23 protein-coding genes, 1 tRNA gene and 1 pseudogene are annotated in these 24,383 nt (G+C 70.8%); 14 read left to right on the top strand and 11 right to left on the bottom strand.

Features of this window, described 5'->3' with window-relative positions; all coding sequences use genetic code 11:
* Positions 1 to 77: 77 nt before the first annotated feature.
* A complete protein-coding gene (locus ACFYW3_RS18955; protein WP_351372384.1) occupies positions 78 to 767 on the bottom strand; it encodes a DUF5324 family protein in 690 nt (229 codons plus the stop codon).
* 175 nt (positions 768 to 942) lie between these two features.
* Between ACFYW3_RS18955 and ACFYW3_RS18950 the strand changes: the two genes are divergently transcribed.
* Positions 943 to 1,470 carry a peptidylprolyl isomerase gene (locus ACFYW3_RS18950; protein WP_351749938.1) on the top strand — a complete coding sequence of 176 codons (528 nt, stop codon included), beginning with the start codon at positions 943 to 945 and terminating at the stop codon, positions 1,468 to 1,470.
* A 238-nt stretch (positions 1,471 to 1,708) separates the two neighbouring features.
* Positions 1,709 to 2,590, top strand: coding sequence for a rhomboid family intramembrane serine protease (locus tag ACFYW3_RS18945; protein ID WP_389386822.1), 882 nt, complete (start codon positions 1,709 to 1,711; stop codon positions 2,588 to 2,590).
* A gap of 152 nt (positions 2,591 to 2,742) precedes the next feature.
* Here the strand turns inward: ACFYW3_RS18945 and crgA are convergent, their stop codons facing one another.
* The gene (gene crgA / locus ACFYW3_RS18940) at positions 2,743 to 2,997 is read right to left on the bottom strand and encodes a cell division protein CrgA (protein ID WP_267798996.1); all 255 of its coding nucleotides are present in this window, start codon (positions 2,995 to 2,997) and stop codon (positions 2,743 to 2,745) included.
* 91 nt (positions 2,998 to 3,088) lie between these two features.
* Here crgA and ACFYW3_RS18935 point away from each other — a divergent pair, with 91 nt between their 5' ends.
* From ACFYW3_RS18935 to ACFYW3_RS18910, 6 genes and pseudogenes are all read left to right on the top strand, one after another.
* A complete protein-coding gene (locus tag ACFYW3_RS18935; protein ID WP_351749775.1) occupies positions 3,089 to 3,865 on the top strand; it encodes a DUF881 domain-containing protein in 777 nt (258 codons plus the stop codon).
* Positions 3,834 to 4,592: a class E sortase gene (locus ACFYW3_RS18930; RefSeq protein WP_351749773.1), complete on the top strand. Its 759-nt coding sequence runs from the start codon at positions 3,834 to 3,836 to the stop codon at positions 4,590 to 4,592. Before ACFYW3_RS18935 ends, ACFYW3_RS18930 begins: the two co-directional genes overlap by 32 nt.
* Before the next feature lie 79 nt (positions 4,593 to 4,671).
* On the top strand, positions 4,672 to 4,848 hold the full coding sequence (locus ACFYW3_RS18925; RefSeq protein ID WP_030707621.1) for a hypothetical protein: 177 nt from the start codon (positions 4,672 to 4,674) through the stop codon (positions 4,846 to 4,848).
* Positions 4,845 to 5,483, top strand: a complete 639-nt coding sequence (locus tag ACFYW3_RS18920; RefSeq protein WP_053675553.1) for an aminodeoxychorismate/anthranilate synthase component II — start codon at positions 4,845 to 4,847, stop codon at positions 5,481 to 5,483. Before ACFYW3_RS18925 ends, ACFYW3_RS18920 begins: the two co-directional genes overlap by 4 nt.
* A gap of 140 nt (positions 5,484 to 5,623) precedes the next feature.
* Positions 5,624 to 6,301, top strand: a pseudogene (locus ACFYW3_RS18915) (class E sortase); the annotation flags it as partial.
* A 106-nt stretch (positions 6,302 to 6,407) separates the two neighbouring features.
* Complete coding sequence (locus ACFYW3_RS18910) at positions 6,408 to 7,145, top strand: class E sortase (RefSeq protein WP_351749772.1); 738 nt, start codon at positions 6,408 to 6,410, stop codon at positions 7,143 to 7,145.
* Positions 7,146 to 7,295: 150 nt separating this feature from the next.
* On the opposite strand, the gene pknB is transcribed toward ACFYW3_RS18910, so the two are convergent.
* From pknB to ACFYW3_RS18880, 6 genes are all read right to left on the bottom strand, one after another.
* The gene (gene pknB / locus ACFYW3_RS18905) at positions 7,296 to 9,341 is read right to left on the bottom strand and encodes a Stk1 family PASTA domain-containing Ser/Thr kinase (RefSeq protein ID WP_351749770.1); all 2,046 of its coding nucleotides are present in this window, start codon (positions 9,339 to 9,341) and stop codon (positions 7,296 to 7,298) included.
* Positions 9,342 to 9,533: 192 nt separating this feature from the next.
* Positions 9,534 to 10,994, bottom strand: a complete 1,461-nt coding sequence (locus ACFYW3_RS18900; RefSeq protein ID WP_351749768.1) for a penicillin-binding protein 2 — start codon at positions 10,992 to 10,994, stop codon at positions 9,534 to 9,536.
* Positions 10,991 to 12,415: an FtsW/RodA/SpoVE family cell cycle protein gene (locus ACFYW3_RS18895; RefSeq protein ID WP_267798989.1), complete on the bottom strand. Its 1,425-nt coding sequence runs from the start codon at positions 12,413 to 12,415 to the stop codon at positions 10,991 to 10,993. The genes ACFYW3_RS18900 and ACFYW3_RS18895 overlap by 4 nt, the downstream gene beginning before the upstream one ends.
* Positions 12,416 to 12,446: 31 nt before the next feature.
* Positions 12,447 to 13,904 carry a PP2C family serine/threonine-protein phosphatase gene (locus ACFYW3_RS18890; RefSeq protein WP_351749765.1) on the bottom strand — a complete coding sequence of 486 codons (1,458 nt, stop codon included), beginning with the start codon at positions 13,902 to 13,904 and terminating at the stop codon, positions 12,447 to 12,449.
* Between the two features lie 144 nt (positions 13,905 to 14,048).
* Positions 14,049 to 14,546 (bottom strand): FHA domain-containing protein, encoded by a 498-nt coding sequence (locus tag ACFYW3_RS18885; protein ID WP_351749763.1) that lies wholly within the window; start codon positions 14,544 to 14,546, stop codon positions 14,049 to 14,051.
* Positions 14,547 to 14,556: 10 nt separating this feature from the next.
* Positions 14,557 to 15,402: a DUF3662 and FHA domain-containing protein gene (locus tag ACFYW3_RS18880; RefSeq protein WP_351749762.1), complete on the bottom strand. Its 846-nt coding sequence runs from the start codon at positions 15,400 to 15,402 to the stop codon at positions 14,557 to 14,559.
* Positions 15,403 to 15,693: 291 nt separating this feature from the next.
* Between ACFYW3_RS18880 and ACFYW3_RS18875 the strand changes: the two genes are divergently transcribed.
* The 6 genes from ACFYW3_RS18875 to ACFYW3_RS18850 all read left to right on the top strand — a co-directional run bounded on the left by ACFYW3_RS18875 (position 15,694) and on the right by ACFYW3_RS18850 (position 21,323).
* Positions 15,694 to 15,776: transfer RNA gene (locus tag ACFYW3_RS18875), tRNA-Leu, on the top strand.
* A gap of 247 nt (positions 15,777 to 16,023) precedes the next feature.
* Positions 16,024 to 17,691 carry a sensor histidine kinase gene (locus tag ACFYW3_RS18870; RefSeq protein WP_351749937.1) on the top strand — a complete coding sequence of 556 codons (1,668 nt, stop codon included), beginning with the start codon at positions 16,024 to 16,026 and terminating at the stop codon, positions 17,689 to 17,691.
* 8 nt (positions 17,692 to 17,699) lie between these two features.
* Entirely contained in the window at positions 17,700 to 18,359 is a 660-nt protein-coding gene (locus tag ACFYW3_RS18865; RefSeq protein WP_351749760.1) for a response regulator transcription factor, read from the top strand.
* Between the two features lie 64 nt (positions 18,360 to 18,423).
* A complete protein-coding gene (locus ACFYW3_RS18860) occupies positions 18,424 to 19,857 on the top strand; it encodes a DUF2252 domain-containing protein (protein WP_389386821.1) in 1,434 nt (477 codons plus the stop codon).
* Between the two features lie 59 nt (positions 19,858 to 19,916).
* On the top strand, positions 19,917 to 20,855 hold the full coding sequence (locus ACFYW3_RS18855; RefSeq protein WP_389386820.1) for a hypothetical protein: 939 nt from the start codon (positions 19,917 to 19,919) through the stop codon (positions 20,853 to 20,855).
* Positions 20,856 to 20,978: 123 nt separating this feature from the next.
* Positions 20,979 to 21,323: a rhodanese-like domain-containing protein gene (locus ACFYW3_RS18850; protein WP_267801881.1), complete on the top strand. Its 345-nt coding sequence runs from the start codon at positions 20,979 to 20,981 to the stop codon at positions 21,321 to 21,323.
* Positions 21,324 to 21,354: 31 nt separating this feature from the next.
* On the opposite strand, the gene ACFYW3_RS18845 is transcribed toward ACFYW3_RS18850, so the two are convergent.
* The 3 genes from ACFYW3_RS18845 to paaD form a co-directional block, all read right to left on the bottom strand.
* Positions 21,355 to 22,497 (bottom strand): acyl-CoA dehydrogenase family protein, encoded by a 1,143-nt coding sequence (locus ACFYW3_RS18845; RefSeq protein WP_389386819.1) that lies wholly within the window; start codon positions 22,495 to 22,497, stop codon positions 21,355 to 21,357.
* Between the two features lie 266 nt (positions 22,498 to 22,763).
* Positions 22,764 to 23,891 (bottom strand): 2Fe-2S iron-sulfur cluster-binding protein, encoded by a 1,128-nt coding sequence (locus ACFYW3_RS18840; protein WP_389386818.1) that lies wholly within the window; start codon positions 23,889 to 23,891, stop codon positions 22,764 to 22,766.
* On the bottom strand, positions 23,892 to 24,377 hold the full coding sequence (paaD, locus tag ACFYW3_RS18835; RefSeq protein WP_351749935.1) for a 1,2-phenylacetyl-CoA epoxidase subunit PaaD: 486 nt from the start codon (positions 24,375 to 24,377) through the stop codon (positions 23,892 to 23,894). It abuts the gene before it with no gap.
* Positions 24,378 to 24,383: the final 6 nt, after the last annotated feature.

Raw genomic sequence — 24,383 nt, 5'->3', positions numbered from 1 at the left:
ACGGGCACGGCGAGGGGCCCGGATCGAGATCGATCCGGGCCCCTCGCCGTGTCTTCCCGACTGCCGGGCGACTCCCGTTACTGCTGATCGTCGCCGGCCGAGCGGGCCTCCTGCTCCTTCGCCGCCAGCTCGTCGTCAAAGCTCGCCGGAGCGGAGTCGCGGGCCGACAGTTCGGTGGCCGCCGGCGGTTCGACGAGCCAGTCCGGGTTGGACTGACGGTCCCACCACTTCCAGGCCGCGTACGCGCCGCCGGCGACGACGCCGACCAGCAGAACGCCCTTGAACACCCGGCCCGTGCGGGCCCGGCGCTTCTGGCGTCGCACCAGCTTGCGCACTTCCTCCGCCGACACCTGGCCGCGCAGGGCGGCGAAGGCGGCGGTCGACCGGGAGGCGGCTTCCTCGGCCACCGGCTGCGCCGCGGCGAGCGCGCTTTCGAGTCGCGGCTGGGTGTACTCGGCTGCCTGTCGCGCGGCTCGTCGGGTCTGCTTCACCGCCTTCGTCGCGGCCCGGTCCACGTTCGGCGGCACGTGGGAGCGCGCCGCCTTGATGTGGGGGTGCAGATGGGAGTCGTACGTCGTACGCGCGTGCCGGGCAGCCTCGCCGGCCGCGTAGGAAATCTTGGGCGCCAGCAGCTCGTTCGCCTCATGCGCATAGTGCACAGCGGCGTCCTTGGCGGTTCCTGCGTACGGCGCCACCACTTCCGCTGCGTGCCGCATGCTCTCCCTGGCGCTCTCGGCTGCCGCGTGCACGCTGTCCTTGCGGGTCACGGGGTTCCTCCTCCTCGGTGGCGGACACAGTTCACCTTTCCACCCTTTGTCGGATCATGCCTTCCTTACCGTCGACCGGCATGCGTGACAGGGCATCCGAGTGGAGGATTTCTGTGCGTGGAAGCACCCCGTGGGAGTATCTGTACCGACAGTGATGACTATGGAAGGCAGATCCGTGGCCGAGAAGCTCTACGCCACCCTGAAGACGAACCACGGCGACATCGAGATCGAGCTGCTGGCGAACTTCGCCCCGAAGACCGTGCGGAACTTCGTGGAGCTCGCCACCGGCGCCCGCGAGTGGACGCGGCCCACGGACGGACAGAGGACCACGGACCCGCTGTACGACGGCACGGTCTTCCACCGGATCATCAGCGGTTTCATGATCCAGGGCGGTGACCCGCTCGGCAACGGAACCGGCGGTCCGGGCTACCAGTTCGCGGACGAGTTCCACCCCGACCTGGCCTTCACCAAGCCGTACCTCGTCGCCATGGCCAACGCCGGCCCGGGCACCAACGGCTCGCAGTTCTTCATCACCGTCGCGCCGACCGCCTGGCTGACACGCAAGCACACCATCTTCGGCGAGGTCACCGGAAAGGCCGGCCAGAAGATCGTGGACGCGATCGCCGGACTGCCGACCAACCCGCGCACCGAGCGCCCGCTCGACGACGTGATCATCCAGTCGGTCGTGATCGAGAAGCGCTGACCCTGATCGAGGAGCGCCGACCGTGATCGAGAAGCGCCGACCCTGATCGAGGAACGCCGACCTGATCGAGGAGCGCCGACCTCGACCGGGAATCCCGACCGGAAGTCGCCGACCGGGAGTCGCCGACCCCGACCCCCGGGAACCTTTTCGCCCCGCCCGTCCGTCCTGGATACATACCTGGACACCTACCGGACCGGCGGGGTGGCACCATCCGCCTCGCCACCGATCGAGGGGACCGATGGACACCGACCGCCTGCCGGGCTGTTACCGCCACCCGGACCGGGACACGGGCATCAGCTGCACCCGCTGCGAGCGTCCGATCTGTCCCGAGTGCATGATCAGCGCCTCGGTGGGCTTCCAGTGCCCCGAATGCGTCCGGGAGGGCTCCGGCACCGGCCACCGTCCCACCGCGAACGCCCCGCGCACCATCGCCGGCGGTGTGGTCGCCGCCGACCCCCACCTGGTCACCAAGATCCTCATCGGTGTCAACGTCGCCGTGTTCTTCGCGACCCTCCTGGCGCCGGGGATCGTCCTCCCCCTGGAACTGCTGGGCGGCTACGTCGACTACTGGGGCGGACCGCTCCACGGTGTCGCCGGCGGCGAGTACCACCGCCTGCTGACCTCGGTGTTCCTGCACACCCAGTGGTGGCACATCATCGGCAACATGCTCGCCCTGTGGGTGATCGGCGGCCCCCTGGAAGCGGCCCTCGGCCGGGCCCGCTACCTGACCCTCTACCTGTTGTCGGGCCTGGGCGGCAGCGCCCTCGTCTACCTGCTGACCCCGCCGTCCACCCAGACCCTCGGCGCGTCGGGCGCCATCTTCGGGCTGCTCGGCGCCACGGTCGTGCTGGCACGCAGGCTGCGCTACGAGATGCGCCCGGTCCTGATCATGGTCGGCCTGATGCTGCTGCTGACCTTCGTGCGGATCGGGGACGTCGAGGTGTCCTGGCAAGCCCACATCGGCGGCCTGGTCACCGGTGCGCTGGTAGCACTGGGGATGCTCCTGCCCGCCGCGGGCACGAAACGGGCGTTGATCCAGTGGGGGACGTGCACGGCGGTGTTTCTGCTGGTCATGGGTGTGATCGTGGTCCGTACGGCCGAACTGACCGCACTCACCTGATCACACCGGCGTCAACTCTCCACAGAGTTATCCACAGATCTTCTGTCTTTTCCTCAGGTGTGGATGACGCTGTGGATAACTCATGGGGAGAGCTTCCCTGGGCGGTCCCGCTGCGCTAGGCGCGCGGGACTACCCGCACCGCGTGGGGAGGGCTACTTCCACTGCGTGGAGACGCCGAACCCGGCCGCGATGAAGCCGAATCCGACCACGATGTTCCAGTTGCCCAGCGCCTCGATCGGCAGCTGGGTATCGGTCACGTAGAAGACGACGATCCAGGCCAGACCGATCAGGAAGAAGGCCAGCATGACCGGGGCCACCCAGCTCCGGTTCGTCAGCCTGATCGTCTGCGCCTGCCGCGTGGGCGGCGGGGTGTAGTCGTCCTTCTTGCGGATACGTGACTTCGGCACGAGGGGCTCTCCTGTCGATGCGCTGGGGACCTTGCCTGCCCCGGGCGTCCGTTAGCGTAGTGGACCTGTGGCGTTGAAGGAGAAGGCTACGTTGAGCAATTCCGACGACTCCTCCGCGGGTCCCCGTGGCCGGGCCAGGCCCGTCCGGTTGTTGACCGCTGCCGTTTTCGCCCTGGCCGGCCTCATCTTCGTCACCAGTTTCAACACGTCCAAGGGTACGAACATTCGCACGGACGGCTCACTCCTGAAGCTGTCCGACCTCATCCACGAGCGCAGCCAGGACAACGCCGAGCTGGAGCGGACCACCGCGGCCGTGCGCGACCAGGTGGACGCCCTCGCGGAGCGCGACGACGGGAGCACCAGGGCCGAGGACGCCAAGCTGGCCGCCCTGCGCACAGCCTCGGGCACCGAGGAGCTGTCCGGCAAGGGTCTGACGGTCACGCTCAACGACGCGCCGCCGAACGCCACGGCCCGCATCCCCAACGTTCCCGAACCCCAGCCCAACGACCTCGTCATCCACCAGCAGGACCTCCAGGCCGTGGTGAACGCGCTGTGGCTCGGTGGCGCCGAGGGCATCGAGGTCATGGACCAGCGGTTGATCGCCACCAGCGCCGTGCGCTGCGTGGGCAACACGCTGATCCTCCAGGGCCGGGTCTACTCGCCCCCCTACAAGGTGTCGGCGGTCGGCGATCCGCGCGCGTTGCGCAAGGCCCTGGCGGCCTCGCCCGCCCTGCAGAACTACCAGCTGTACGTGAACGCGTACGGGCTCGGCTGGAAAGTGGAGGAGCACAAGGAGCTGACACTCCCGGCCTACTCCGGCACAGTGGACCTCCACTATGCGAAGCCCGTGGAATCCGCCACGCCCTGATGTCGCACTGCGGCTGCTGGTACGGACGTTCAGCGAGGTGTGTCTGACCGTCGGCACCGTGATCGTGTTGTTCGTCGCCTACGTGCTCCTGTGGACCGGGGTCAAGGCCGACCGGGCCATGGACGGGGAGATGGCCCGGATGCGCGACCGCTGGGCCGCTCCCGCCGCCCACCCGCCCGCTCCCGCTCCGGCCGTGCCGACGGCCGCCCCGAGCCCCTCGACGAGCCCCTCGACACGGCCGGAGCCCGCGCGGATCCCCGAGGGCCGGGCCTTCGCCGAGATGTACGTGCCCCGCTTCGGCCGGGACTGGAACAAGCCCGTGCTGGAGGGCACCGGCACCGAGCTGCTCAAGAAGGGCCTCGGCCACTACCCGGGCAGCGGCCGGCTCGGCGAGACCGGGAACTTCGCGGTCGCCGGGCACCGGCGCACGTACGGGGACCCCTTCAAGGACATCCCCGAGCTGCGGCCGGGGGACAGCGTGATCCTCAAGGACGCGACGACCTGGTACACCTACACGGTCCGGGCCGCGCCGCTGCGCACCCTGCCCGACGAGACCGGGGTGGTCGACGCGGTGCCCGCGCGCTCCCCCTTCACCACCCCCGGCCGCTACCTGACCCTGACCACCTGCGATCCGGAGTGGGGCCACAGCCACCGGCTGATCGTCTGGGCCGAACTCACGGGCACCCGGGGAGCCGCCGAAGGCGGACCCGAGGGTTTGTCGAGCTGACCCCTGTCGTCGGGCCGCTGCCTTTAGTCTGTTGCGGTACCGCCCCCGCGGTGCGTGGGACGAAAGGGACGCGGACGGAATGTACGGCTGGATCTGGCGGCACCTGCCCGGCAACGCGTTGGTCCGCGCGCTGATCTCTCTCGTACTGGTCCTCGCGGTGGTCTTCGTGCTGTTCCAGTACGTCTTCCCGTGGGCCGAGCCGCTCCTTCCGTTCAACGATGTGACGGTGGACGAGGGATCGGGAGCCACTCCGTGAGCGCGCGCATTCTGGTTGTCGACAACTACGACAGCTTTGTCTTCAATCTGGTCCAGTACCTCTACCAGCTCGGCGCCGAATGCGAGGTGCTGCGCAACGACGAGGTCGAGCTCGCGCACGCGCAGGACGGTTTCGACGGCGTGCTCCTGTCGCCCGGACCCGGCACCCCCGAGGAGGCCGGCGTCTGCGTGGACATGGTGCGGCACTGCGCGGAGACCGGTGTGCCGGTCTTCGGCGTCTGCCTCGGCATGCAGTCGATGGCCGTCGCCTACGGAGGGGTGGTGGGCCGGGCTCCCGAGCTGCTGCACGGCAAGACCTCGCCCGTGACGCACGAGGGGCTCGGGGTCTTCGAGGGACTGCCGTCGCCGTTCACCGCGACCCGCTACCACTCGCTCGCCGCCGAGCCGCTGACCCTGCCGGACGTGCTGGAGGTCACCGCGCGCACCGAGGACGGCATCATCATGGGGCTGCGGCACCGAGAGCACGACGTCGAGGGCGTGCAGTTCCACCCCGAGTCGGTGCTGACCGAGTGGGGCCACCGGATGCTCGCCAACTGGCTCGTGCGCTGCGGTGACACCGGGGCCGTCGGGCGTTCGGTGGGGCTGGCCCCGGTGGTGGGCAAGGCCGTCGCGTGACGTCGGTCGCGCCGTCCGTGCCCACGGAGGGACGGGCCGCGCGGCGCAGGGCGGCGCAGCAGGCCGCGAAGCGCTCCCACGCGCGGGGACGCAGGCGGGGCGGGCGCCGGCGTCGGCCCCCGCGCTCGGGCGGCCCGCTGGTGGTGTTGAGCCGGACGCTCGGGGAGCTGTTCATCACGACGGGCCTCGTGATGCTGCTGTTCGTCACCTACCAGCTCTGGTACACGAACCTGCTGGCGGAGCGGGCGGTGGACGGAGCCGCCGGATCGCTGCGCCAGAACTGGGAACGCAACCCGGGCGCCGCCGCCGCGCCGCAGGTCGAGGCCTTCGAGCCCGGCCAGGGCTTCGCGATCATGTACATCCCGAAGCTGGACGTGAAGGTGCCGGTGGCCGAGGGCATCAGCAAGCCCAAGGTGCTGGACAAGGGGCTCGTCGGGCACTACTCCGAGGGCTCCCTGAAGACGGCGATGCCGGCGGACAAGCAGGGCAACTTCGCGGTGGCCGGACACCGGAACACCCACGGTGAGCCGTTCCGCTACATCAACAAGCTGGTGCCCGGGGACCCGATCGTGGTGGAGACGCGGGACGCGTACTACACGTACGAGATGACCTCGGCGTTGGCGCAGACCTCGCCCGCGAACGTGTCGGTGATCAAGCCGGTGCCGGAGGGTTCCGGCTTCACGACCGCGGGCCGGTACCTCACACTGACGACCTGCACCCCGGAGTTCACCAGCACCTACCGGATGATCGTATGGGGCAGGATGGTCGAGGAACGCCCCCGCAGCCAGGGTGCTCCGCCCGCGCTGAAGAGCCCGTGAGAGCCAGTGAGAGCCCGTAACCAAGAGCCCCCGGAGAGCCGGCGGGGCCCGCGAGGGCCCGTGAAGAGCCGCCCGACCGCTCGTACGTCGTAGAGGACGAATCGCAGTGTCTCGTGCCCGCCGTCGCCGTTCCGCACCGCCGACCCGCAATCGCGGCGTGCTCGCCGGTTTCCTGAGCCTGCTGGGCGAACTCCTGATCACGGTCGGACTGGTCCTGGGCCTGTTCGTGGCCTACTCGCTGTGGTGGACGAACGTGCTCGCCGACCGGCACGCGTCGGCCAAGGGCGACGCCGTCCGCGAGCAGTGGCAGAACTCGCCCGCCTCCTCCGACCAGAAGCCCGCCGCGCCGGGGGCGCTCGACACCCAGGGCGGCATCGGCTTCCTGCACGTGCCCGCGATGAAGAACGGCGAGGTGCTGGTCAAGCCGGGCATCGCACCGGACGTCCTGAACGACGGGGTCGCCGGCTACTACACGGAGCCGGTCAAGTCCGCGCTGCCGTGGGACGCCAAGGGCAACTTCTCGCTGGCCGCGCACCGGGACGGGCACGGCGCCAAGTTCCACAACATCGACAAGCTGCGCGACGGCGACGCGATCGTCTTCGAGACGCGCGACACCTGGTACGTGTACAAGGTCTTCGCGGAGCTGCGCCAGACCTCCAAGTACAACGTGGACGTGCTCAGCCCGATCCCCAAGGAGTCGGGCCGGACCACCGCCGGCCGCTACATCACGCTCACCACCTGCACGCCGGTGTACACCTCGAAGTACCGGTACATCGTCTGGGGCGAGTTGCAGCGGACCGAGAAGGTGGACGGCGACCGCACCCCGCCCGCGGAACTGCGCTGAGCGGTCCCGCCCGGGCGTCCCCCGGCCCCCGGACGGCCCTGGAAGGGCCCTGTGGGCGCCCGTGGGGCGCACGTGACGGAAAGGGCCCGGCCCCCTCCCGATGGGAGGGGGCCGGGCCCTTCGAGTGTCGCGCCGCGGCGGCGGGGTCGGTCAGCGGCCGAGGCCGCCGATGAAGCCCCCGTTGCCGCCGTTGTTACCGCCGTTGTTGCCCCCGTTGTCGCCGCCGCCCTTGGGGAAGGTACGGACGTTGATGACGGTGCCCGTCGGGACCTGACTGCCGACGCCGGGGTTGGAGTCGAACACCACCGCGTCGTCCTCGGAAGGCCCGCTGAGGACCGCGCCGAAGGACAGGCCGACCCCCTGGAGGGTCTGCTTCGCCTGGCCCACGGTCTGGCCGGTCAGCGCCGGCACGGCGACCGGGGCCACCTGCTCCTTGGCGATGGTGATGTTGACCGTGGTGTCCTTGTCGAGGGTCTCGCCCGGCTTGTACTGCTGCGCGAAGACCGTCTTCGCCGGCGTGCCGGCGGGGGCGTTCTCCTCGGTGACGCTGCCCAGCCTCAGCTTGGCGTCCTGGAGCGCCTTCGCGGCCTGCGCCTGGTTCTTGCCGGTGAGGTCCGGGACCGTGCCCTTCGAGACCTCCTTGGCCACCGTCAGGGTGACCGTGGAACCCTTCTCGGCCTCGGTGCCCGACTTCGGGTCCTGATCGAGGACGATGCCCGCGGGCCGGTCGGACTCCACGGTCTTCTTCTGGACCTCGAAGCCCTTGGCCTTCAGGTCCGCCTCGGCCTTGTCGAACTCCAGGCTGCGCACGTCGATGACGGCCACCGGGGGCGCGCCCGAGGAGATCTTGACCGTGACGCTGCTGCCCTTGTCCACCTTGGTGTCGGCGGCCGGATCCTGCTCGCAGATCTTGCCCTTCGGCTGGTTGTCGCACTTCATCTCGCCGCCCTGGACCACCTGGAGGCCGCTGTTCTTGCCCCGTTCCTGCGCCGCGACCAGGGTGTCGCCGATCAGCTTGGGGACGCTGGCCCGGTTGTCGGCGCCGTTCCCGTCGAAGATGGTTCTGCCGATGAGGATGGCGCCGACCAGGACGAGGACGCCCGCCAGGACCAGCAGGATCGTCGAGGCACGGCTCTTCTTCTGCGGCCGCCGGCCGTGGCCCTGGTCGTAGCCGCCCTGGTCGCCGTATCCGTAGCCGCCGTCGCCCGAACCCGCCGGCGGCATCATCGACGTCTGGCCGGAGTCCGCCGCGCGCAGGGCGGTGGTGGGCTGGTCGTAACCCCCCTGGTGGCCGTAGCCGCCCTGGTCGGGGTAGCCGTAGCCGGCCGCGCCCATGGATGCGGTCGCGGTGACGGGCTGGCCGTCGAGGCAGGCCTCGATGTCCGCCCGCATCTCGTCGGCGGACTGGTAGCGGTAGTCGGGGTCCTTGACCAGGGCCTTGAGGACGATGGCGTCCATCACGGGCGTGATCTCGGGGTCGAAGTTCGACGGGGGCTGCGGCTCTTCCCGGACGTGCTGGTAGGCGACGGCCACGGGGGAGTCGCCGACGAACGGGGGTCGGACGCACAGCAGTTCGTACAGCAGGCAGCCGGCCGAGTAGAGGTCGGAACGGGCGTCGACCTGCTCGCCCTTGGCCTGTTCCGGGGAGAGGTACTGGGCGGTGCCGATGACGGCGGCGGTCTGCGTCATGGTCATGCCGGAATCGCCCATGGCGCGGGCGATGCCGAAGTCCATGACCTTGACCTGGCCGGTGCGGGTCAGCATCACGTTCGCGGGCTTGATGTCGCGGTGCACGATGCCGGCGCGGTGGGAGTACTCCAGGGCCTGGAGGATGCCGATGCACATTTCGAGCGTGCGCTCGGGCAGCAGCTTGCGCCCGGAGTGCAGCAGCTCGCGCAGGGTGGATCCGTCGACGTACTCCATCACGATGTACGGGATGGAGATGTTGTCGACGTAGTCCTCGCCGGTGTCGTAGACGGCGACGATCGCCGGGTGGTTGAGCGACGCGGCGGACTGGGCCTCGCGGCGGAACCGGGCCTGGAAGGACGGGTCGCGCGCGAGGTCGGCGCGCAGGGTCTTCACGGCGACGGTACGGCCGAGCCGGGTGTCGTGACCGAGGTAGACCTCGGCCATGCCACCGCGGCCGAGCACGTGGCTCAGCTCGTACCGGCCGCCGAGGCGACGCGGCTCTTCCATAACTTGCAGCCCTCTCCGTCAGTCCCGACCGCACCGGTGTGTGGTCCGGCGGTGTGCTGTTCGCGCAAAGGCTACCGGCCGATCGTGGGTGATCGGTTCGTGACCACAGGCTGATACCCGACCGGTACCGTACGCTCCGATCCGGACCGGATCAGTGGTCCGGATCACCCTCCCCGCCGTGCCGGCGGACGCTCATTCCTTGCTCTTCAGTACGGCTTCCATGACGGCCTTCGCGACGGGCGCGGCCAGGCCGCCGCCGCTGATGTCCTCGCGTTCGGCGGCGCTGTCCTCGATCACGACGGCGACGGCGACGGGCGAGGTGCCGTCGGGGTTCTCGGCGTAGGAGATGAACCAGGCGTAGGGGCGCTTGGCGTTCTTCTCGCCGTGCTGGGCGGTGCCGGTCTTGCCGCCGACGACGACGTCCTTGATCTTGGCCGGGGTGCCCGTGCCCTTCTCGACGACGTTGACCATCATCTGCTGGACCTTCTGCGCGTTCGCCGGGGAGAGCGGGCGGCTCATCTCCTGCGGCTCGTGCTTCTCGACGGTGTCGAGATTGGGAGCGGTCAGCGCGTCGACCATGTACGGCTTCATCAGCTTGCCGTCGTTCGCGATGGCGGCGGTGACCATGGCCATCTGGAGCGGGGTGGCGGCGGTGTTGAACTGACCGATGGAGCTCTGCGCGTTGCCGTCCTTGCCCATGGTCTTGTCGTAGACGCTGGCGAAGGCGCGGACCGGGGTGTCGACGGTGCTGTTGAAGCCGAACTTCTGGGCGGTCTCGACCATCTTGTCGCGGCCGACCTTGTCGCCCATGTTCGCGAACACGGAGTTGCAGGAGACCTGGAGCGCGAAGTTCAGCGTCGCCTTCTCGCAGCCGCTCGCGTGGTTGACCATCGGGGTCCGGGTGCCGGGCAGCATGTACGGCTCGGGAGTGTCCGTGGCGGCGTTGATGTCGCTCACCACGTTGTTCTCCAGGGCGGCCGCGGCCGTGACCACCTTGAAGGTGGAGCCCGGCGGGTAGGTCTCGCGCAGGGCGCGGTTGACCAGGTTCTTTTCCTCGCTGTCCTTCAGCTGGACCCAGGCCTTCTCGTCGTTCTTCGAGAAGCCCGCGAAGCTGGACGGGTCGTACGAGGGGGTGCTGACCAGGGCCAGGATGGCGCCCGTGCGCGGGTCGAGCGCCGCGACGGCCCCCTTCTTGTTGCCCAACTGCTTGAACGCGGCCTTCTGCGCGGCCGCGTTCAGGGTGGTGATGACGTTGCCGCCGGCCTTCTTCTCGCCGGTGAACATGCCGATGGTGCGGTCGAAGAACAGCCGGTCGTCGTTGCCGGTGAGGATGCCGTCGTCGAGGCTCTCCAACTGCGTGGAGCCGAAGGCCTGCGAGGCGTACCCGGTGACGGGCGCCCACAGGGGGCCGTCGAGGTAGGTCCGCTTGTACTTGAAGTCACTGCCGTCGGTCACGGAGGAGCCGGTGATCGGCTTGCCCTCGACGATGATGTTGCCGCGTTCCGTGGCGTACTGCGCGATCTGGACCCGGCGGTTCTCCTTGCGCGTGCTGAGGTCCTCGGCCTGGACGTACTGCAACCAGTTGGTCCGCACGAGCAGCGCGAGGACGAGGAGCCCGCAGAACAGCGAGATGCGACGCAGGGGCTTGTTCATGACGGACGAACCACCTGGGTCATCTCGGAGTCGGGGGACGGAGCGGGGGCCGGAGCGGGGCGCCGTGCGGTGTCGCTGATCCGGATGAGGATGGCGATGAGGACCCAGTTCGCGAGGACGGAGGAGCCGCCCGAAGCGAGGAAGGGCATCGTCATGCCGGTGAGGGGGATGAGGCCCATGACTCCGCCGGCGACGACGAAGATCTGGATGGCGAAGGCGCCGGAGAGACCGATGGCGAACAGCTTGCCGAAGGGGTCCCGGGCGGCGAGGGCGGTGCGGGCACCGCGCTCGATGATCAGGCCGTAGATCAGGAGGAAGGCCATCACGCCGGCCAGGCCGAGTTCTTCGCCGACCGTGGAGAAGATGAAGTCGGAGTTGGCGGCGAAGCCGATCAGGTCGGAGTTGCCCTGTCCCCAGCCGGTGCCGAGGACGCCACCGGAACCGAAGCTCATGATCGACTGGCCGACCTGCTCGCAGGCCCCGGACTTGGCGTAGCAGGCGAAGGGATCGAGCCAGGCGTCCACACGGGCCTTGACGTGGCTCGCGGTGGTGCCGACGACGACGGCGCCGCCGACGGACATGAGCAGGCCGATGACGATCCAACTCGTGCGCTCGGTGGCGACGTACAGCATGATCACGAACATGCCGAAGAACAGCAGCGAGGTACCGAGGTCGTTCTCGAAGATGAGGACGAGCAGGCTCATCGCCCAGATCATCAGGATCGGGCCGAGGTCGCGGCCGCGCGGCAGGTAGAGCCCCATGAAGCGGCGGCTGGCCAGGGCCAGGGCGTCACGCTTGACCATCAGGTAGCCGGCGAAGAAGATCGCGATGACGATCTTCGCGAACTCGCCCGGCTGGATGGAGAAGCCGCCGACGCTGATCCAGATCTTCGCGCCGAAGACGTCGGCGCCCAGGCCCGGGACGACGGGCAGGATCAGCAGGACCAGCGCGGCCGCCATCGAGATGTACGTGAACCGCTGGAGCACCCGGTGGTCCTTGAGGACCAGCAGCACGCCCACGAACATGGCCAGCGCCATCGCCGTGTACATCATCTGCCGCGGCGCCGACTCGGAGAACGCGCCGAAGCTCCGCTTCGCGAGGTTCTGGAGCCGCTCGGACTGGTCGAGCCGGTAGATCAGCACCAGCCCGAGGCCGTTGAGCAGGGTGGCGAGCGGCAGCAGCAGCGGGTCGGCGTACTTCGCGTAGCGACGCACGGCGACGTGCGCGAGACCGGCCAGGACGCCGAGGCCGAGACCGTAGGTCACCATGCCCGGGGGCAGGGAGCCGTTCATGGCCAGGCCCACGTTGGCGTAGGCGAAGATCGGGATGACCACGGCGAAGCCGAGCAGCAGGAGCTCGGTGTTCCGCCGGCTCGGCGCCTCGATGGCGCCGATGGTGGTCGTGTTGGTGACAACGCTCATGGTGTGGCAGGCCCCCTGCGCCCGCGTATCTCTACTGCTTTTCGCACTGGCCGGCCAGTTGCCGCTCGGCGGCGGTCAGGCTGGGGCCGGGTGTCGTGCTGGGCTTCGCCTCGGCGGCGCGGCGGGCTTCGTCCTTCTTGCAGGCGGACACCTGCGCGCTGAGCTCGTCGATCTTCTGACGCGCTCCGTCGAGGCTGTCCTCGCTGATGGTGGCCTCGACCTGCTTGCGCTTGAACGGCGGCAGGTACTTGAGTTCGATGTCGGGGTGATCCGCCTCGACCTTCGAGAGGTTGATCCACGCGAGGTTCTGGCTGATGCCGCGGTACAGCGCCACGTGCTCGTCCTTGACGCCCACGTAGAACTGGGTCTGCGTCCACCGGTGGCCTGCGTACACGCCGCCGCCGATGAGCCCGGCCACGAGCAGCAGGAGCAGCGTGCGCACGGTCCACTTGCGGCCCTTGCCGCGACGTCTGCGCGGGTGGTCGTACGTGTCCTCTTCGGCGTCGTAGGCGTCGGGTTCGCCGAAGCTGCCGTACGCGCCGCCGCCCTTGCCCTGCTCCTGGTCGGGGTAGCCGTAGCCGGTGGCCTCGCCGCTGCCGGGAGGGCCGAAGGAGCCCGCGGGCGGGGGGGCCTGGCGGCCGAGCCCGGAGGCGCGGCCGGCGGGGGTCTGCATGGCGTTGCCGTCGAACAGCTGGTGCTGGTTCTCGGCGACCGCGCCCACGACGACCGGGCTGTCGTTGATCTGGGCGGCCAGGGTGTCGCCGCTGTCGGTGTCGAGGACGTCGGCGACGATGCAGGTGATGTTGTCGGGTCCGCCGCCGCGCAGGGCGAGTTGGATCAGCGCCTGCACGGTCTCGTGGGGGCCGTGGTAGTCGGCGAGGGTCTCCTCCAGGGTCTGGTGGGAGACCACGCCGGAGAGCCCGTCGGAGCAGATGAGGTAGCGGTCGCCGGCGCGGACCTCGCGGATCGACAGGTCGGGTTCGACGATGTCGCCGCTGCCGAGCGCACGCATCAGCAGCGAGCGCTGCGGGTGGGTGGTGGCTTCCTCTTCGGTGATCCGGCCCTCGTCGACGAGCCGTTGCACCCAGGTGTGGTCCTGGGTGATCTGCGTGAGGACACCGTCGCGGAGCAGGTAGGCGCGGGAGTCGCCGACGTGCACGAGGCCGAGCCTCTGGCCGGTCCACAGCAGGGCGGTGAGCGTGGTGCCCATGCCTTCGAGCTGGGGGTCCTCCTCGACCATGACGCGCAACTGGTCGTTGGCGCGCTGCACGGCCACGCTGAGCGCGGTGAGGATGTCGGAGCCCGGGACGTCGTCGTCGAGCTGCACGAGCGTGGAGATCACCTCGGAGCTCGCGACCTCACCGGCGGCCTGGCCGCCCATGCCGTCGGCGATCGCGAGGAGACGGGGCCCGGCGTAGCCGGAGTCCTCGTTCCCCTCGCGGATCATGCCCTTGTGCGATCCGGCGGCGAACCGCAGGGACAGACTCATGCGCACCTGCCCTGTCGACGATGCCTCCGGGTACAACCGGTCTCGAGCCACACTGCCCACCCTCCGGTCGGGAGCGCGCTCCGGTCGCAGTCCCCGGTGGGACGGACCGCCGCGGCTCGCTCGCTCCGCTCGCTCATTCTGGTACTACTTCCGCAGCTCGATGACGGTCTTGCCGATGCGGATCGGGGCGCCCGGCGGAATGGGCGTCGGGGTGGTCAGCCTGGTCCGGTCGAGATACGTGCCGTTGGTGGACCCGAGGTCCTCGACGATCCACTGGCCGTCACGATCCGGGTAGATCCTGGCATGACGGCTCGACGCGTAGTCGTCGTCCAGCACGATCGTCGAGTCGTGGGCGCGACCCAGCGTGATCGTCTGCCCGGCGAGGGCGACGGTGGTGCCCGTGAGGGTGCCCTCCGAGACGACCAGCTTGGTCGGCGCACCGCGCCGCTGGCGCTGCTGTGGTGGCGCGGACTGCCGCCCCGACTGTTGCGGAGCGCTGTTGGCGCCTCCCCGGCGGGAGCCGCGTTGCGTGACTCGCGTTCCGAAGAGGTCGCTGCGAATGACCTGGACGGCCACGATGACGAACAGCCACAAAACGGCCAGGAAACCCAACCGCATGACCGTCAGGGTCAGCTCTGACATTGCCCCCGCTTCACCCTTCGGCTTGCCGATAAATGATGGTGGTGCTGCCCACGACGATCCGCGAGCCGTCGCGGAGCGTAGCGCGGGTGGTGTGCTGCCCGTCCACCACGATGCCGTTGGTGGACCCCAGATCCTGGATCGTCGGGGGCGTTCCGGTCCGGATCTCACAGTGCCGGCGGGAAACGCCGGGGTCGTCGATCCGCACATCGGCCTCGGTGCTTCGGCCGAGTACGAGCGTGCCGCGCGAGATCTGATGGCGGGTGCCGTTGATCTCGATCCAACGGCGCGTGGTGCCTGCGCCGCCGGAAGTCATGGGGGCCGCTCCGCCGGGGCCGCCGGGGGCGGTCCTGCGGGCGCCGGGTCCGCCGGGGGGCGGGGCGCTGGGCATGGGCGGGGCGGCGGCCGGGGGGTACCCGTATCCGCCCTGCGGGCTGTCGGGAGCCGGGGCCTGCGCCAGGGGGCCGCCGCCGGGCTGGGAGGTGCTGGAGGCGAGCGTACGGCTTCGGACGCGGTAGAGGCCCGTGTCGAGGTCGTCGGCCTTCTCCAGATGGACCTTGATCGGCCCCATGAAGCTGTAGCGCTGCTGCTTGGCGTAGTCGCGGACGAGGCCCGCGAGCTCGTCGCCGAGCTGACCGGAGTAGGGACTCAGGCGGTCGTAGTCGCCGGCGCTGAGTTCCACGATGAAGTCGTTGGGTACGACGGTCCGCTCGCGGTTCCAGATGGTGGCGTTGTTGTCGCACTCCCGCTGGAGGGCGCCGGCGATCTCCACCGGCTGGACCTCGGACTTGAACACCTTGGCGAAGGTGCCGTTCACCAGACCTTCGAGTCGCTGCTCGAACCGCTTCAGGACTCCCATGGGGCACCTCCTCCGTCGTTGTCGCCCTGTACTGCTTACTGATCGTATCCACGCGTGGCGGATTCGGCTGGTTCCCCTTCGGCCTCGTGCCGATGAGTGTTGGTCCTCACAAGCGATCGTAGGGGCGCTCAAGGGACAGTGTCCCGCACCGGGACGGGAGTGCGGGAGGGGCTGTCGAGGGTGAGGTGGGGGGAGCGGGAAAAGGGATGTGATTCCACCCCGTCTGGCGTGCTAATCTTTCGACGTCGCCAGGGGAACGGCCCGAAAGGGAAGATCCACTGGTAGCCGCTCGGGCGAGTGGCGGAACGGCAGACGCGCTGGCTTCAGGTGCCAGTGTCCTTCGGGACGTGGGGGTTCAAATCCCCCCTCGCCCACTTCGATTGGTTCTCGAACCACTCGGGTCGAATTGAGAGAACCCCCACTCCGGGGAAATCCGGAGTGGGGGTTCTTTCGTCGTGTCCGGGGGCGATGTGTGACGGCCCTCTCTCCGCGGTCTTCACGCCGTCGTCCCCCGAGGCCTTCGCGCGACGTCAGACTTTCGTCGGGCGGGGCGCGACGAAAGTGGGCGGCGGGCGACGCGCGCGGGTGTCTAGGGTCGGGCGCGTGGAAGCGACGGCGGGGATGCGTGCGGGCCGGGACTGGCTGAGGGGGCCGGAGCCCTGGTCCCGCCGGATGGTGGCGGGGGACCTGGCGATGGCCGGTGTGATCGCCCTGCTCGGCCTGGGGATCGAGGAGCTCGACAACGGCACCCCGCTGCGGATGTCGGCCGGCGTCCTGGCCGTGGTGGCGCTGACGCTGTTGCGCCGGCGGCTGCCCGCGACCACGCTGATCGTGGGTGCGGCGGTGTCGCCGTTCCTGCCCGGAACGTTCCTGATCACGGCCCTGCTGGGCTGGTCGGCGGGGCGCCGGATCGAGGACGTCGGTCGGGCCCTGGGGGCCTTCACCGCCGCCTTCGTCGCGGAGGTCGGCTTCAGTGTGGTGGCCGAGTGGTCGCACACACGGCTCCTGCTGACGATCGTGTTCTCCACGCTGATGTTCCTGGCCGTCACCGTCATGCCGGGTCTCGCCAGCCGGTACTGGTCCCAGCGCCGTACGTTGCTGCGCGCCCTCCAGGAGCGCAACGGGCAACTGATGCGCGAGCGGGCGATGGTCGCCGGGCAGGCTCGACTGCGGGAACGGCAGCGCATCGCGCAGGACATGCACGACAGCCTGGGCCACCAACTGGCGCTGATCTCGGTGCACACCGGCGCCCTTGAGGTGGACCCGAAACTCACCGACCGCCAGCGCGAGGCGGTGGGGGTGCTGCGGCACGCCTCGGTGGCGGCGATGCACGAACTGCGCGAGGTGGTCGGGATCCTGCGCGACGGGGTCGAGGCGCCGGTCCCCGTGGAGGAGGCGTCGCAGCCCGCTGCCCGCGGGGTGGCGGGCATCGCCGGGCTCGTGGAGGCGGCGCGGATCGCGGGCACCGACGTCCGGCTGACCGTCTCGGGTCGGCAGCGGCCGCTGGTGGCGGCCTGCGACCACGCGGCGTACCGAATCGCACAGGAGGCGCTCACCAACGCCTACAAGCACGCCCCGGGGGCGCGGATCACGGTGGAACTGCGGTACGAGGACGACTCCCTCGTGGTGGAGATCGCCAACGGCCCGGCGGAGGGCCCGGGGGCCGGCGAGGTGGTGTCCGGCGGGCAGGGGCTGACGGGGCTGCGCGAGCGGGCCCGACTGGTCGGCGGCATGGTCCACACGGGGGCCGGCGAGGGCGGCGGGTTCCGGGTGGCGGGCGTCCTGCCGTACGGGGCGGAACCGGCCGGGACGGTCGAGGACATGGCCGACGACTTCGGCCAGCAGACGCAGGCGATGGGGCTGAAGGGCGCGCCGCCGATGGACTGGGCGGCCGTCGACCGGGAGTTGGCGGTCCGCGGACGCAGCCGCACCGGCGGGGTCGCGTTGGGCTGCGGCATCGCGGTCGCCGCGGTGGTCCTGCTCGTCATCGTCCTCGGGGCGGGCGTGGCCCTGCTGGTGGGTACCGCGAACAACGCCATGATCAGCGAGTCGGAGTACGACTCGACGCACGTGGGCGAGGCGGAGGACGCGGTCCGCGGGCGGCTGCCCGACGGCGACAGCATCCTGACGTCGGGCTTGGCGGGGAAGGGGCCGAAGCAGCCGCCCGGTACGGACTGCGTGGCGTTGCTCTCCGCGGAGGAGACGCGGCTGAACACCGATACGGTTTACCGGTTCTGCTTCAAGGACGGGAAGCTCGTCGACAAACAGACGTACGAGGTCAAGCAGTAGGAGCACGGGTGACACCCAGAGTGATCCGCGTCGTGATCGCCGACGACGAGCCGCTGATCCGGGCGGGCATAAGGATGATCCTGACCTCGGCGTCGGACATCGAGGTCGTGGCGGAGGCGGCCAACGGCCGGGAGGCGGTGGAACTGGCCCGGGCACACCACCCGGACGTGATGCTGCTCGACATCCAGATGCCGGTCATGGACGGGCTGACGGCACTGGGCGAACTGGGCCGCGCCGTGCCCGAGGTGCGGGCCCTGATCCTCACCACCTTCGGCGAGCGGGAGAACGTCCTGCGCGCGCTGGGCGAGGGCGGCGCCGGGTTCCTGCTGAAGGACTCCGCGCCGGGTGAACTGATCGGCGCGGTGCGGGCCGCGGCGGCCGGCGACGCCTACCTCTCGCCCGCGGCGACCCGGCACGTGGTGGACCAGTTGGCCTCCGGGCAGTCCACCGGGCGGGGCGAGGAGGCCCGTCGTCGCGTGGCCGGGCTGAGCGAGCGGGAGCGGGGGGTGCTCGCCCTGCTCGGCGAGGGACTGTCCAACGCGGAGGCCGGGCGCCGACTGCACATGAGCGAGGCCACCGTGAAGACCTACGTCAGCCGGATCCTGGCCAAGCTGAAGTGCGAGAACCGGGTGCAGGCGGCCCTGCTGGCCAGGGACGCGGGCCTGTAGATACGGTCGGGGCCCGCGTCGATGACGCGGGCCGAGTACGACGTTACGGGTGGGGGCGGCAGGCATGGCGACGGTACCGGGGCAGCGCGAGAGAGCGGCTGACGTGACGGACGGCGGGCGGATCCCGGTGGTGGAGGGGTTCGCCCCCCGCGTCGAGGGGGGATCCCCCAAGGAGGCCGGCAAGGCGCTGAGGCTGCGGGTGCCGCGCACGGCGCACGCGCTGTTCGAGCCCCCGACCGACCGGCCCGACGCCGTGCGGGCCGTCGAGGAGTCCAATGTGGGCCGGGTCGCCGAGCTGACGCCGATACGGGTGGGCAGGATGGCCGCCAACCCCTTCGCGTTCCTGCGCGGGTCGGCCGGTCTCATGGCGCACGACCTGTCCGGCGGTCCGGTGACCGGTGTCGGCGCCCAGATCTGCGGTGACGCGCACGCGGCGAACTTCGGCCTCTACGGGGACGCGCGCGGGCGACTGGTCATCGACCTGAACGACTTCGACGAGACCGAGTTCGGTCCGTGGGAGTGGGACGTCAAGCGGCTGGCGACCTCGCTGGTGCTGGCGGGGCGGGTGGCCGGGGCCGACGAGGACACCTGCCGGGCCGCGGCCCTGGACGCGGTGGGCGCGTACCGCCGGACCCTGAGGCTGCTGGCCAAGCTGCCGGCGCTGGACGCCTGGAACGCCATCGCCGACGAGGAACTGGTCTCGCACGCCGACGCGCGGGATCTGCTGGGCACGTTGGAGCGGGTCTCGGAGAAGGCCCGCAACAACACCTCGGCCCGGTTCGCCGCCCGGTCGACGGAGGTCGGGACCGACGGACGGCGCCGCTTCGTGGACGCGCTGCCCGTGCTGCGCCGGGTCGGCGACGCCGAGGCCGCGGCCGTGGCGGCCTCGCTCGGCCCGTACCTGCACACCCTCCAGGGGGACCGGCTGCCGCTGCTGGCCCGGTACGCGATCCAGGACGTGGCCTTCCGCGTGGTCGGGACCGGGAGCGTCGGGACGCGCTCGTACGTGGTGCTGCTGCTGGACCACCGGGGAGAGCCGTTGGTCCTCCAGGTGAAGGAGGCCCGGCCCTCGGTGCTGCTTCCGCACCTGCCCGCGCTGGGCTTCCACGCGGCGCCGGAGGAGCATGACGGGCGCCGGGTGGTGGCCGGGCAGAAGCGGATGCAGGTGGTCTCGGACATCCTGCTGGGCTGGACCACGGTGGAGGGGCGGCCGTTCCAGGTGCGCCAGTTCCGCAACCGCAAGGGCAGCGTGGACCCGGCGGCGCTGGCCGTGGACCAGATCGACGACTACGGCCGGATGACCGGGGCCCTGCTGGCCCGGGCGCACGCGCACAGCGTCGATCCCCGACTGCTGGCCGGGTACTGCGGCAAGAACGAGGAGCTGGACGAGGCCATGGCCGACTTCGCGGTGGCCTACGCGGACCGCAGCGAGGCCGATCACGAGGTCCTGGTGACGGCCGTGCGCAACGGGCGGATCGCGGCCGAGGCCGGGGTCTGAGTGTTTCACGTGAAACATCGGCCCGACCGGACCGGCCGGACCGGCCTTAGGGTGGCCGGGTGAGCGAGCAGACCGAGCAGAGCGACCAGACAGTTCCCGAAGAGCCCGTCGCGTCCACCGACGCCGGTGTCGGCGCCGGTGGGGCCGGTGAGTCCGGTGGTGCAGGTGAGTCCGGTGGTGTCGGTGGCTCCGACGCCGCCGGTGACGCCGCCGGGGCCGGTGAGGAGCGGCCCGAGGCGCGGTTGGACCGGGCGGTACGGGCGGCCGAGCAGGCGCTCATCGAGTTCGAGATCGCGGTGGAGACCTTCCGGGTGGAGGTCGAGAACTTCTCCCGCCTGCACCACCAGAAACTCGGACCGATGTACTCGCGTCTCGACGAGCTGGACGCTCTGATCGCGGAGGCCAAGGCGGCGCGCAGCGGTGACCCCGAGGATCTGCGACGGGCGCACGAGGCACGCGCCCTGGTGATGCCGATGCCCGGTGTCGACGAGCTGTTCAACGACTGGCTGGACTCGGACGGGATGTCCGACGACGCGTCCGCCATGCTCACCGAGCGGTCCGTGCGGCCTCCGGAGCGGGTGCGGCCGTCGGAAGAGGTGCGCAAGCTCTACCGCGAGCTGGTCCGCAAGGCGCACCCCGACCTCGCGCAGGACGAGACCGAGCGGGAGCGGCGCGACGCCTTCATCATGCGGGTCAACGCGGCCTACGGGCGGGGCGAGGAGAAGGCGCTGCGCGAGCTGGCCGAGGAGTGGGCGGCGGGCCCCGTGCCGGAGGCCGCCCGGCCGAGCGAGAGCGAGGAGCTGTACGCCCGGCTGGAGTGGCTGGCGGCGCGCAAGGAACTGCTGGCGGTCGTGGCGCGGGAGCTGGAGGACAGCGCGATCGGGTCGATGCTGCGGATGGCGCCGGAGGATCCGGACCGGCTGCTGGAGGAGATCGCGGAACAGTTGCTGGAGCGGGTGTCCGAGCGAGAGTCGGAACTCGCCGAACTGGCCGGGTAGCGCGGCGGCGCGGAGCGCCGGGAGGCGCCTCGCGCGCGGGGCGGGCGGCGCCTGGTGGCTGGGGCGTCGGTGGGCGGTCGGATAGGTTGGCAGCCGGATTCGTGACGAGAGAAGGCGACAGCTATGAACTTCGGACCGCTTCCCTCGGTGGACGCCGCCGCGGTGCCCTCCGAAGGCTTTGTCCTGGACGTCCGTGAGGACGACGAATGGGCGGCCGGACATGTCGAGGGCGCGCTGCACATCCCGATGAGCGACTTCGTCGCCCGCTTCGGCGAGCTGACCGAGGCCATCGAGGACGGCGGCCGGGTGCACGTGATGTGCCGGGTCGGCGGGCGCTCCGCGCAGGTCACCCAGTACCTGGTGCGCCAGGGCATCGACGCCGTGAACATCGACGGCGGCATGCAGGCCTGGGACGGTGCCGGGCGCCCGATGGTGACGGACAACGGGAACCCGGCCTTCGTGCTGTAGTCCGCACGGGGGTCGCGCCCCCGGGGTTCGCTCAGGCGAGGGGGTGGGCGGCCAGCAGGTCGCCCAGGGCCTCCTCGTGCGCCGCGGCCGGGCCCAACTGGAGTTCCAGTTGCTTGGCCCATGCGTGGTAGCGGTGCAGCGGGTACTCGGTGTCGGCGCCGAAGCCTCCGTGCAGGTGCTGGGCGGTCTGCACGACCCGGCGTACGCCCTCCGAGGCCCAGATCTTGGCCACCGCGACGTCCCCGGCGATCGGCAGCGGCCCGCCCGCGCCGGCCGTCGCCGATTCGAGCCGCCAGGCGGCCTGCCAGAGGGTCACCTCCATGGCCCGCAGGTCGATGTAGCGGTCGGCCGCCTGGACGGCCACGGCCTGGAAAGTGGCGATGGGGAAGCCGAACTGCTCGCGCTTGCCGGTGTACTGGCCGGTCATCGTGAGCACGGCCTCCCCCAGCCCGAGCGCGAGCGCGCACGTGCCGGTGGTCAGCAGCCGGCGGAGTCCGTCCCAGGCGTCGGGCGCGTCGAGAAGGTGCGTCGCGGGCACCCGTACGCCGTCCAGGGAGAGCTCGGCGAGCCGCTCCCCGCTCGTCGAGTACTGGTCCGCGAGGGTCACCCCCTCGCCGGTGCGCGGCACCAGCGCGAGCACGGCCTCACCTTCCCCGGCGTGGGCCGGGACGGCGATCCAGTCGGTGTTGTGCCCCCAGGCGACGGAGGTCTGCACCCCGTCCAGGACCCAGTGCGCGCCGTCCCGCCGTGCGGAGACGGCGAGTTCGGCGGGATCGTGGCCGGTGCGACCGTGCGCGGCGGCGGTGAGGACGATCTCGCCCCGACCGGCGCCGGGCAGCAGGGCGGCCGCCAACTCGGTGCTGCCGTGGGCCTGGACGGCCATGGCGGTGGCACAGTGCTCCAGCAGCGGCACCCGGGCCAGCACCTTCGCCGCCTCGCGGAGCACCAGGCACAGGGCGATGGCGTCGAGTCCCGCACCGCCGTGTTCCTCGGCGAGGACCAGGCTCAGCAGGTCGGATCCGGCGAGCCCGGCCCACAGGGGGCGATCGAAGTCGTCGGCCACGGCTCCGGGCGAGAGGGCGGGGCTGGGCACGCCGTCGGGGGCGACGTCCGCGAACACGGCCCTCGCCGCCTCGACGGCCGCCTGCTGTTCCTCGGTGAAGGTGAAGTCCACTGCCTGTCCTCCCGCGTGCACCGGATCCCGTTCAGACCTGACGGGGCGTCAAGATAGAATAGGTTCTTGAAAATGCACAGCCCCGAGCATGCGCGGGGAAGGAAGAATGCACAGCCCCGAGAATGCACAGCCCCGAGAACGCGCGGCTCTGAGAACGCGCGGCCCTGAGAACGCGCGGCCCCGAGAACGCGCGGCCCCGAGAACGTGCGGGGAAGAACGAGCGGCCCTGGAAGCGCACGGCCCCCGGGGCAGGCGGTCCGGTCGGGTCAGCGGTCGAAGTCGATCTCCACTTCCTCCGTCACCGCGTGCGACTGGCAGGCCAGCACGAAGCCGGCCTCCGTCTCCTCCGTCTCCAGCGCGAAGTTGCGGTCCATCCGGACCTCGCCCGACACCAGGAACGCCCGGCAGGTGCCGCACACCCCGCCCTTGCAGGCGTACGGGGCGTCCGCGCGGTTGCGCAGCACCGCGTCCAACAGGGACTCGCCGTCCTCGACGGGCCAGGTGCCCGAGCGGCCGTCGAGCCGCGCCGTGACGCGCCCCTGGGTGGCGGTCGCGGTACGGACCGGGGCCGACGGGGCGGCGTCCTCGACGTGGAAGATCTCCTCGTGCACCCGGGTCCGGCCGACGCCCAGCGCGCCCAGGGCCCGTTCCGCGCCCTGCACCAGGCCGTAGGGGCCGCACAGGAACCAGCCGGTCACCTCGGCCACCGGCAGCAGCGCGGGCAGCAGCGTCGTCAGGCGCTCCTCGTCCAGCCGGCCGGACGGCAGCCCGGCCTCCTGCTCCTCGCGGGACAGGACGGTCACCAACTGGAAGCGGTCCGGGTAGCGGTCCTTGAGGTCCGCGACCTCCTCCAGGAACATCGTCGAGGCGGCCGTACGGTCGCTGCGCACCAGGCAGAACCGGGCGTCGGGTCGGGCCGACAGCAGCGAGGCGGCGATCGACAGCACCGGGGTGATCCCGCTGCCGCCGACGATCGCCGCATAGTACGCGGCGGCCGGCGCGGCCGCCGGGTCCAGCACGAACCGCCCGGCGGGGACCATCACGTCGAGCACGTCGCCGGCGGCGATCTCCTTGTGCGCGAACGTGGAGAACTCCCCGCCCTCCACCAGGCGCACCCCGACCCGCAGCAGCGCGGGACCGGCGGCGCCGGGCGCGGGCGAGCAGATCGAGTACGTACGGCGGACCTCCGTCCCCTCCGGGCCGCGTCGGCGCAGGGTGAGGTGCTGGCCGGGAGCGTGGAGGTACTCGGCGCGCAACTCCTGCGGCACGCTCAGGGTCAGCGCCACCGAGTCGTCGGTGAGCCGGTCGATCGCCGCCACCGTCAAGGAGTGGAACGCGCCGTGGCGCGCGGGGCGCGCGGACACCGGTGTGGGCGACGGCGGGGACACGGCCATCTAGAGCTCCTTGAAGTGGTCGAACGGTTCGCGGCAGGCGACACAGCGGCGCAGCGCCTTGCACGCGGTGGAGGAGAACCGGCTGAGCAGCTCGGTGTCGGTCGATCCGCAGTGGGGGCAGCGGACCGACAGCGTGAGCGGGACCGGTCCGCCGGCGGAATGGGGGCGGGGCGGGGCGATGCCGAACTCGGCCAGCTTGCGGCGGCCTTCGGCGCTGATGTCGTCGGTCGACCAGGCGGGGGCCAGGACCGTCCGCACCCGGACCTCCGGTATGCCGTGGTCGGTCAGGATCCGCCGGATGTCGTCGGACATCGCCTCGATGGCCGGGCAGCCGGTGTAGGTCGGGGTGAGGGTGACCTCGACGTGCCCGTCGTCGTACATCCGGACCCCGCGCATGACGCCGAGCTCGGCGAGGCTGAGGACGGGCAGCTCGGGGTCGGGGACCGACCCGGCCAGGTCGGCCAGCTCGGCCTCCAGCCGGGTCATCTCCGT

Source organism: Streptomyces sp. NPDC002602 (assembly GCF_042889445.1).
GTDB lineage: Bacteria > Actinomycetota > Actinomycetes > Streptomycetales > Streptomycetaceae > Streptomyces.
This window is presented reverse-complemented; position numbering and strand designations above follow the sequence as displayed.

What these genes read in the sequence shown, in the direction of transcription:
- ACFYW3_RS18870 (WP_351749937.1), top strand. Translation starts at nt 16,024, where the DNA reads ATGCGTGCGGGCCGGGACTGGCTGAGGGGGCCGGAGCCCTGGTCCCGC.
- ACFYW3_RS18925 (WP_030707621.1), top strand. Translation starts at nt 4,672, where the DNA reads ATGTACGGCTGGATCTGGCGGCACCTGCCCGGCAACGCGTTGGTCCGC.
- ACFYW3_RS18880 (WP_351749762.1), bottom strand. Translation starts at nt 15,402, where the DNA reads ATGGGAGTCCTGAAGCGGTTCGAGCAGCGACTCGAAGGTCTGGTGAAC.
- ACFYW3_RS18840 (WP_389386818.1), bottom strand. Translation starts at nt 23,891, where the DNA reads ATGGCCGTGTCCCCGCCGTCGCCCACACCGGTGTCCGCGCGCCCCGCG.
- ACFYW3_RS18890 (WP_351749765.1), bottom strand. Translation starts at nt 13,904, where the DNA reads ATGAGTCTGTCCCTGCGGTTCGCCGCCGGATCGCACAAGGGCATGATC.
- paaD (WP_351749935.1), bottom strand. Translation starts at nt 24,377, where the DNA reads ATGACCCGGCTGGAGGCCGAGCTGGCCGACCTGGCCGGGTCGGTCCCC.
- ACFYW3_RS18895 (WP_267798989.1), bottom strand. Translation starts at nt 12,415, where the DNA reads ATGAGCGTTGTCACCAACACGACCACCATCGGCGCCATCGAGGCGCCG.
- ACFYW3_RS18945 (WP_389386822.1), top strand. Translation starts at nt 1,709, where the DNA reads ATGGACACCGACCGCCTGCCGGGCTGTTACCGCCACCCGGACCGGGAC.
- pknB (WP_351749770.1), bottom strand. Translation starts at nt 9,341, where the DNA reads ATGGAAGAGCCGCGTCGCCTCGGCGGCCGGTACGAGCTGAGCCACGTG.
- ACFYW3_RS18860 (WP_389386821.1), top strand. Translation starts at nt 18,424, where the DNA reads ATGGCGACGGTACCGGGGCAGCGCGAGAGAGCGGCTGACGTGACGGAC.
- ACFYW3_RS18885 (WP_351749763.1), bottom strand. Translation starts at nt 14,546, where the DNA reads ATGTCAGAGCTGACCCTGACGGTCATGCGGTTGGGTTTCCTGGCCGTT.
- ACFYW3_RS18850 (WP_267801881.1), top strand. Translation starts at nt 20,979, where the DNA reads ATGAACTTCGGACCGCTTCCCTCGGTGGACGCCGCCGCGGTGCCCTCC.
- ACFYW3_RS18900 (WP_351749768.1), bottom strand. Translation starts at nt 10,994, where the DNA reads ATGAACAAGCCCCTGCGTCGCATCTCGCTGTTCTGCGGGCTCCTCGTC.
- ACFYW3_RS18930 (WP_351749773.1), top strand. Translation starts at nt 3,834, where the DNA reads ATGCGAAGCCCGTGGAATCCGCCACGCCCTGATGTCGCACTGCGGCTG.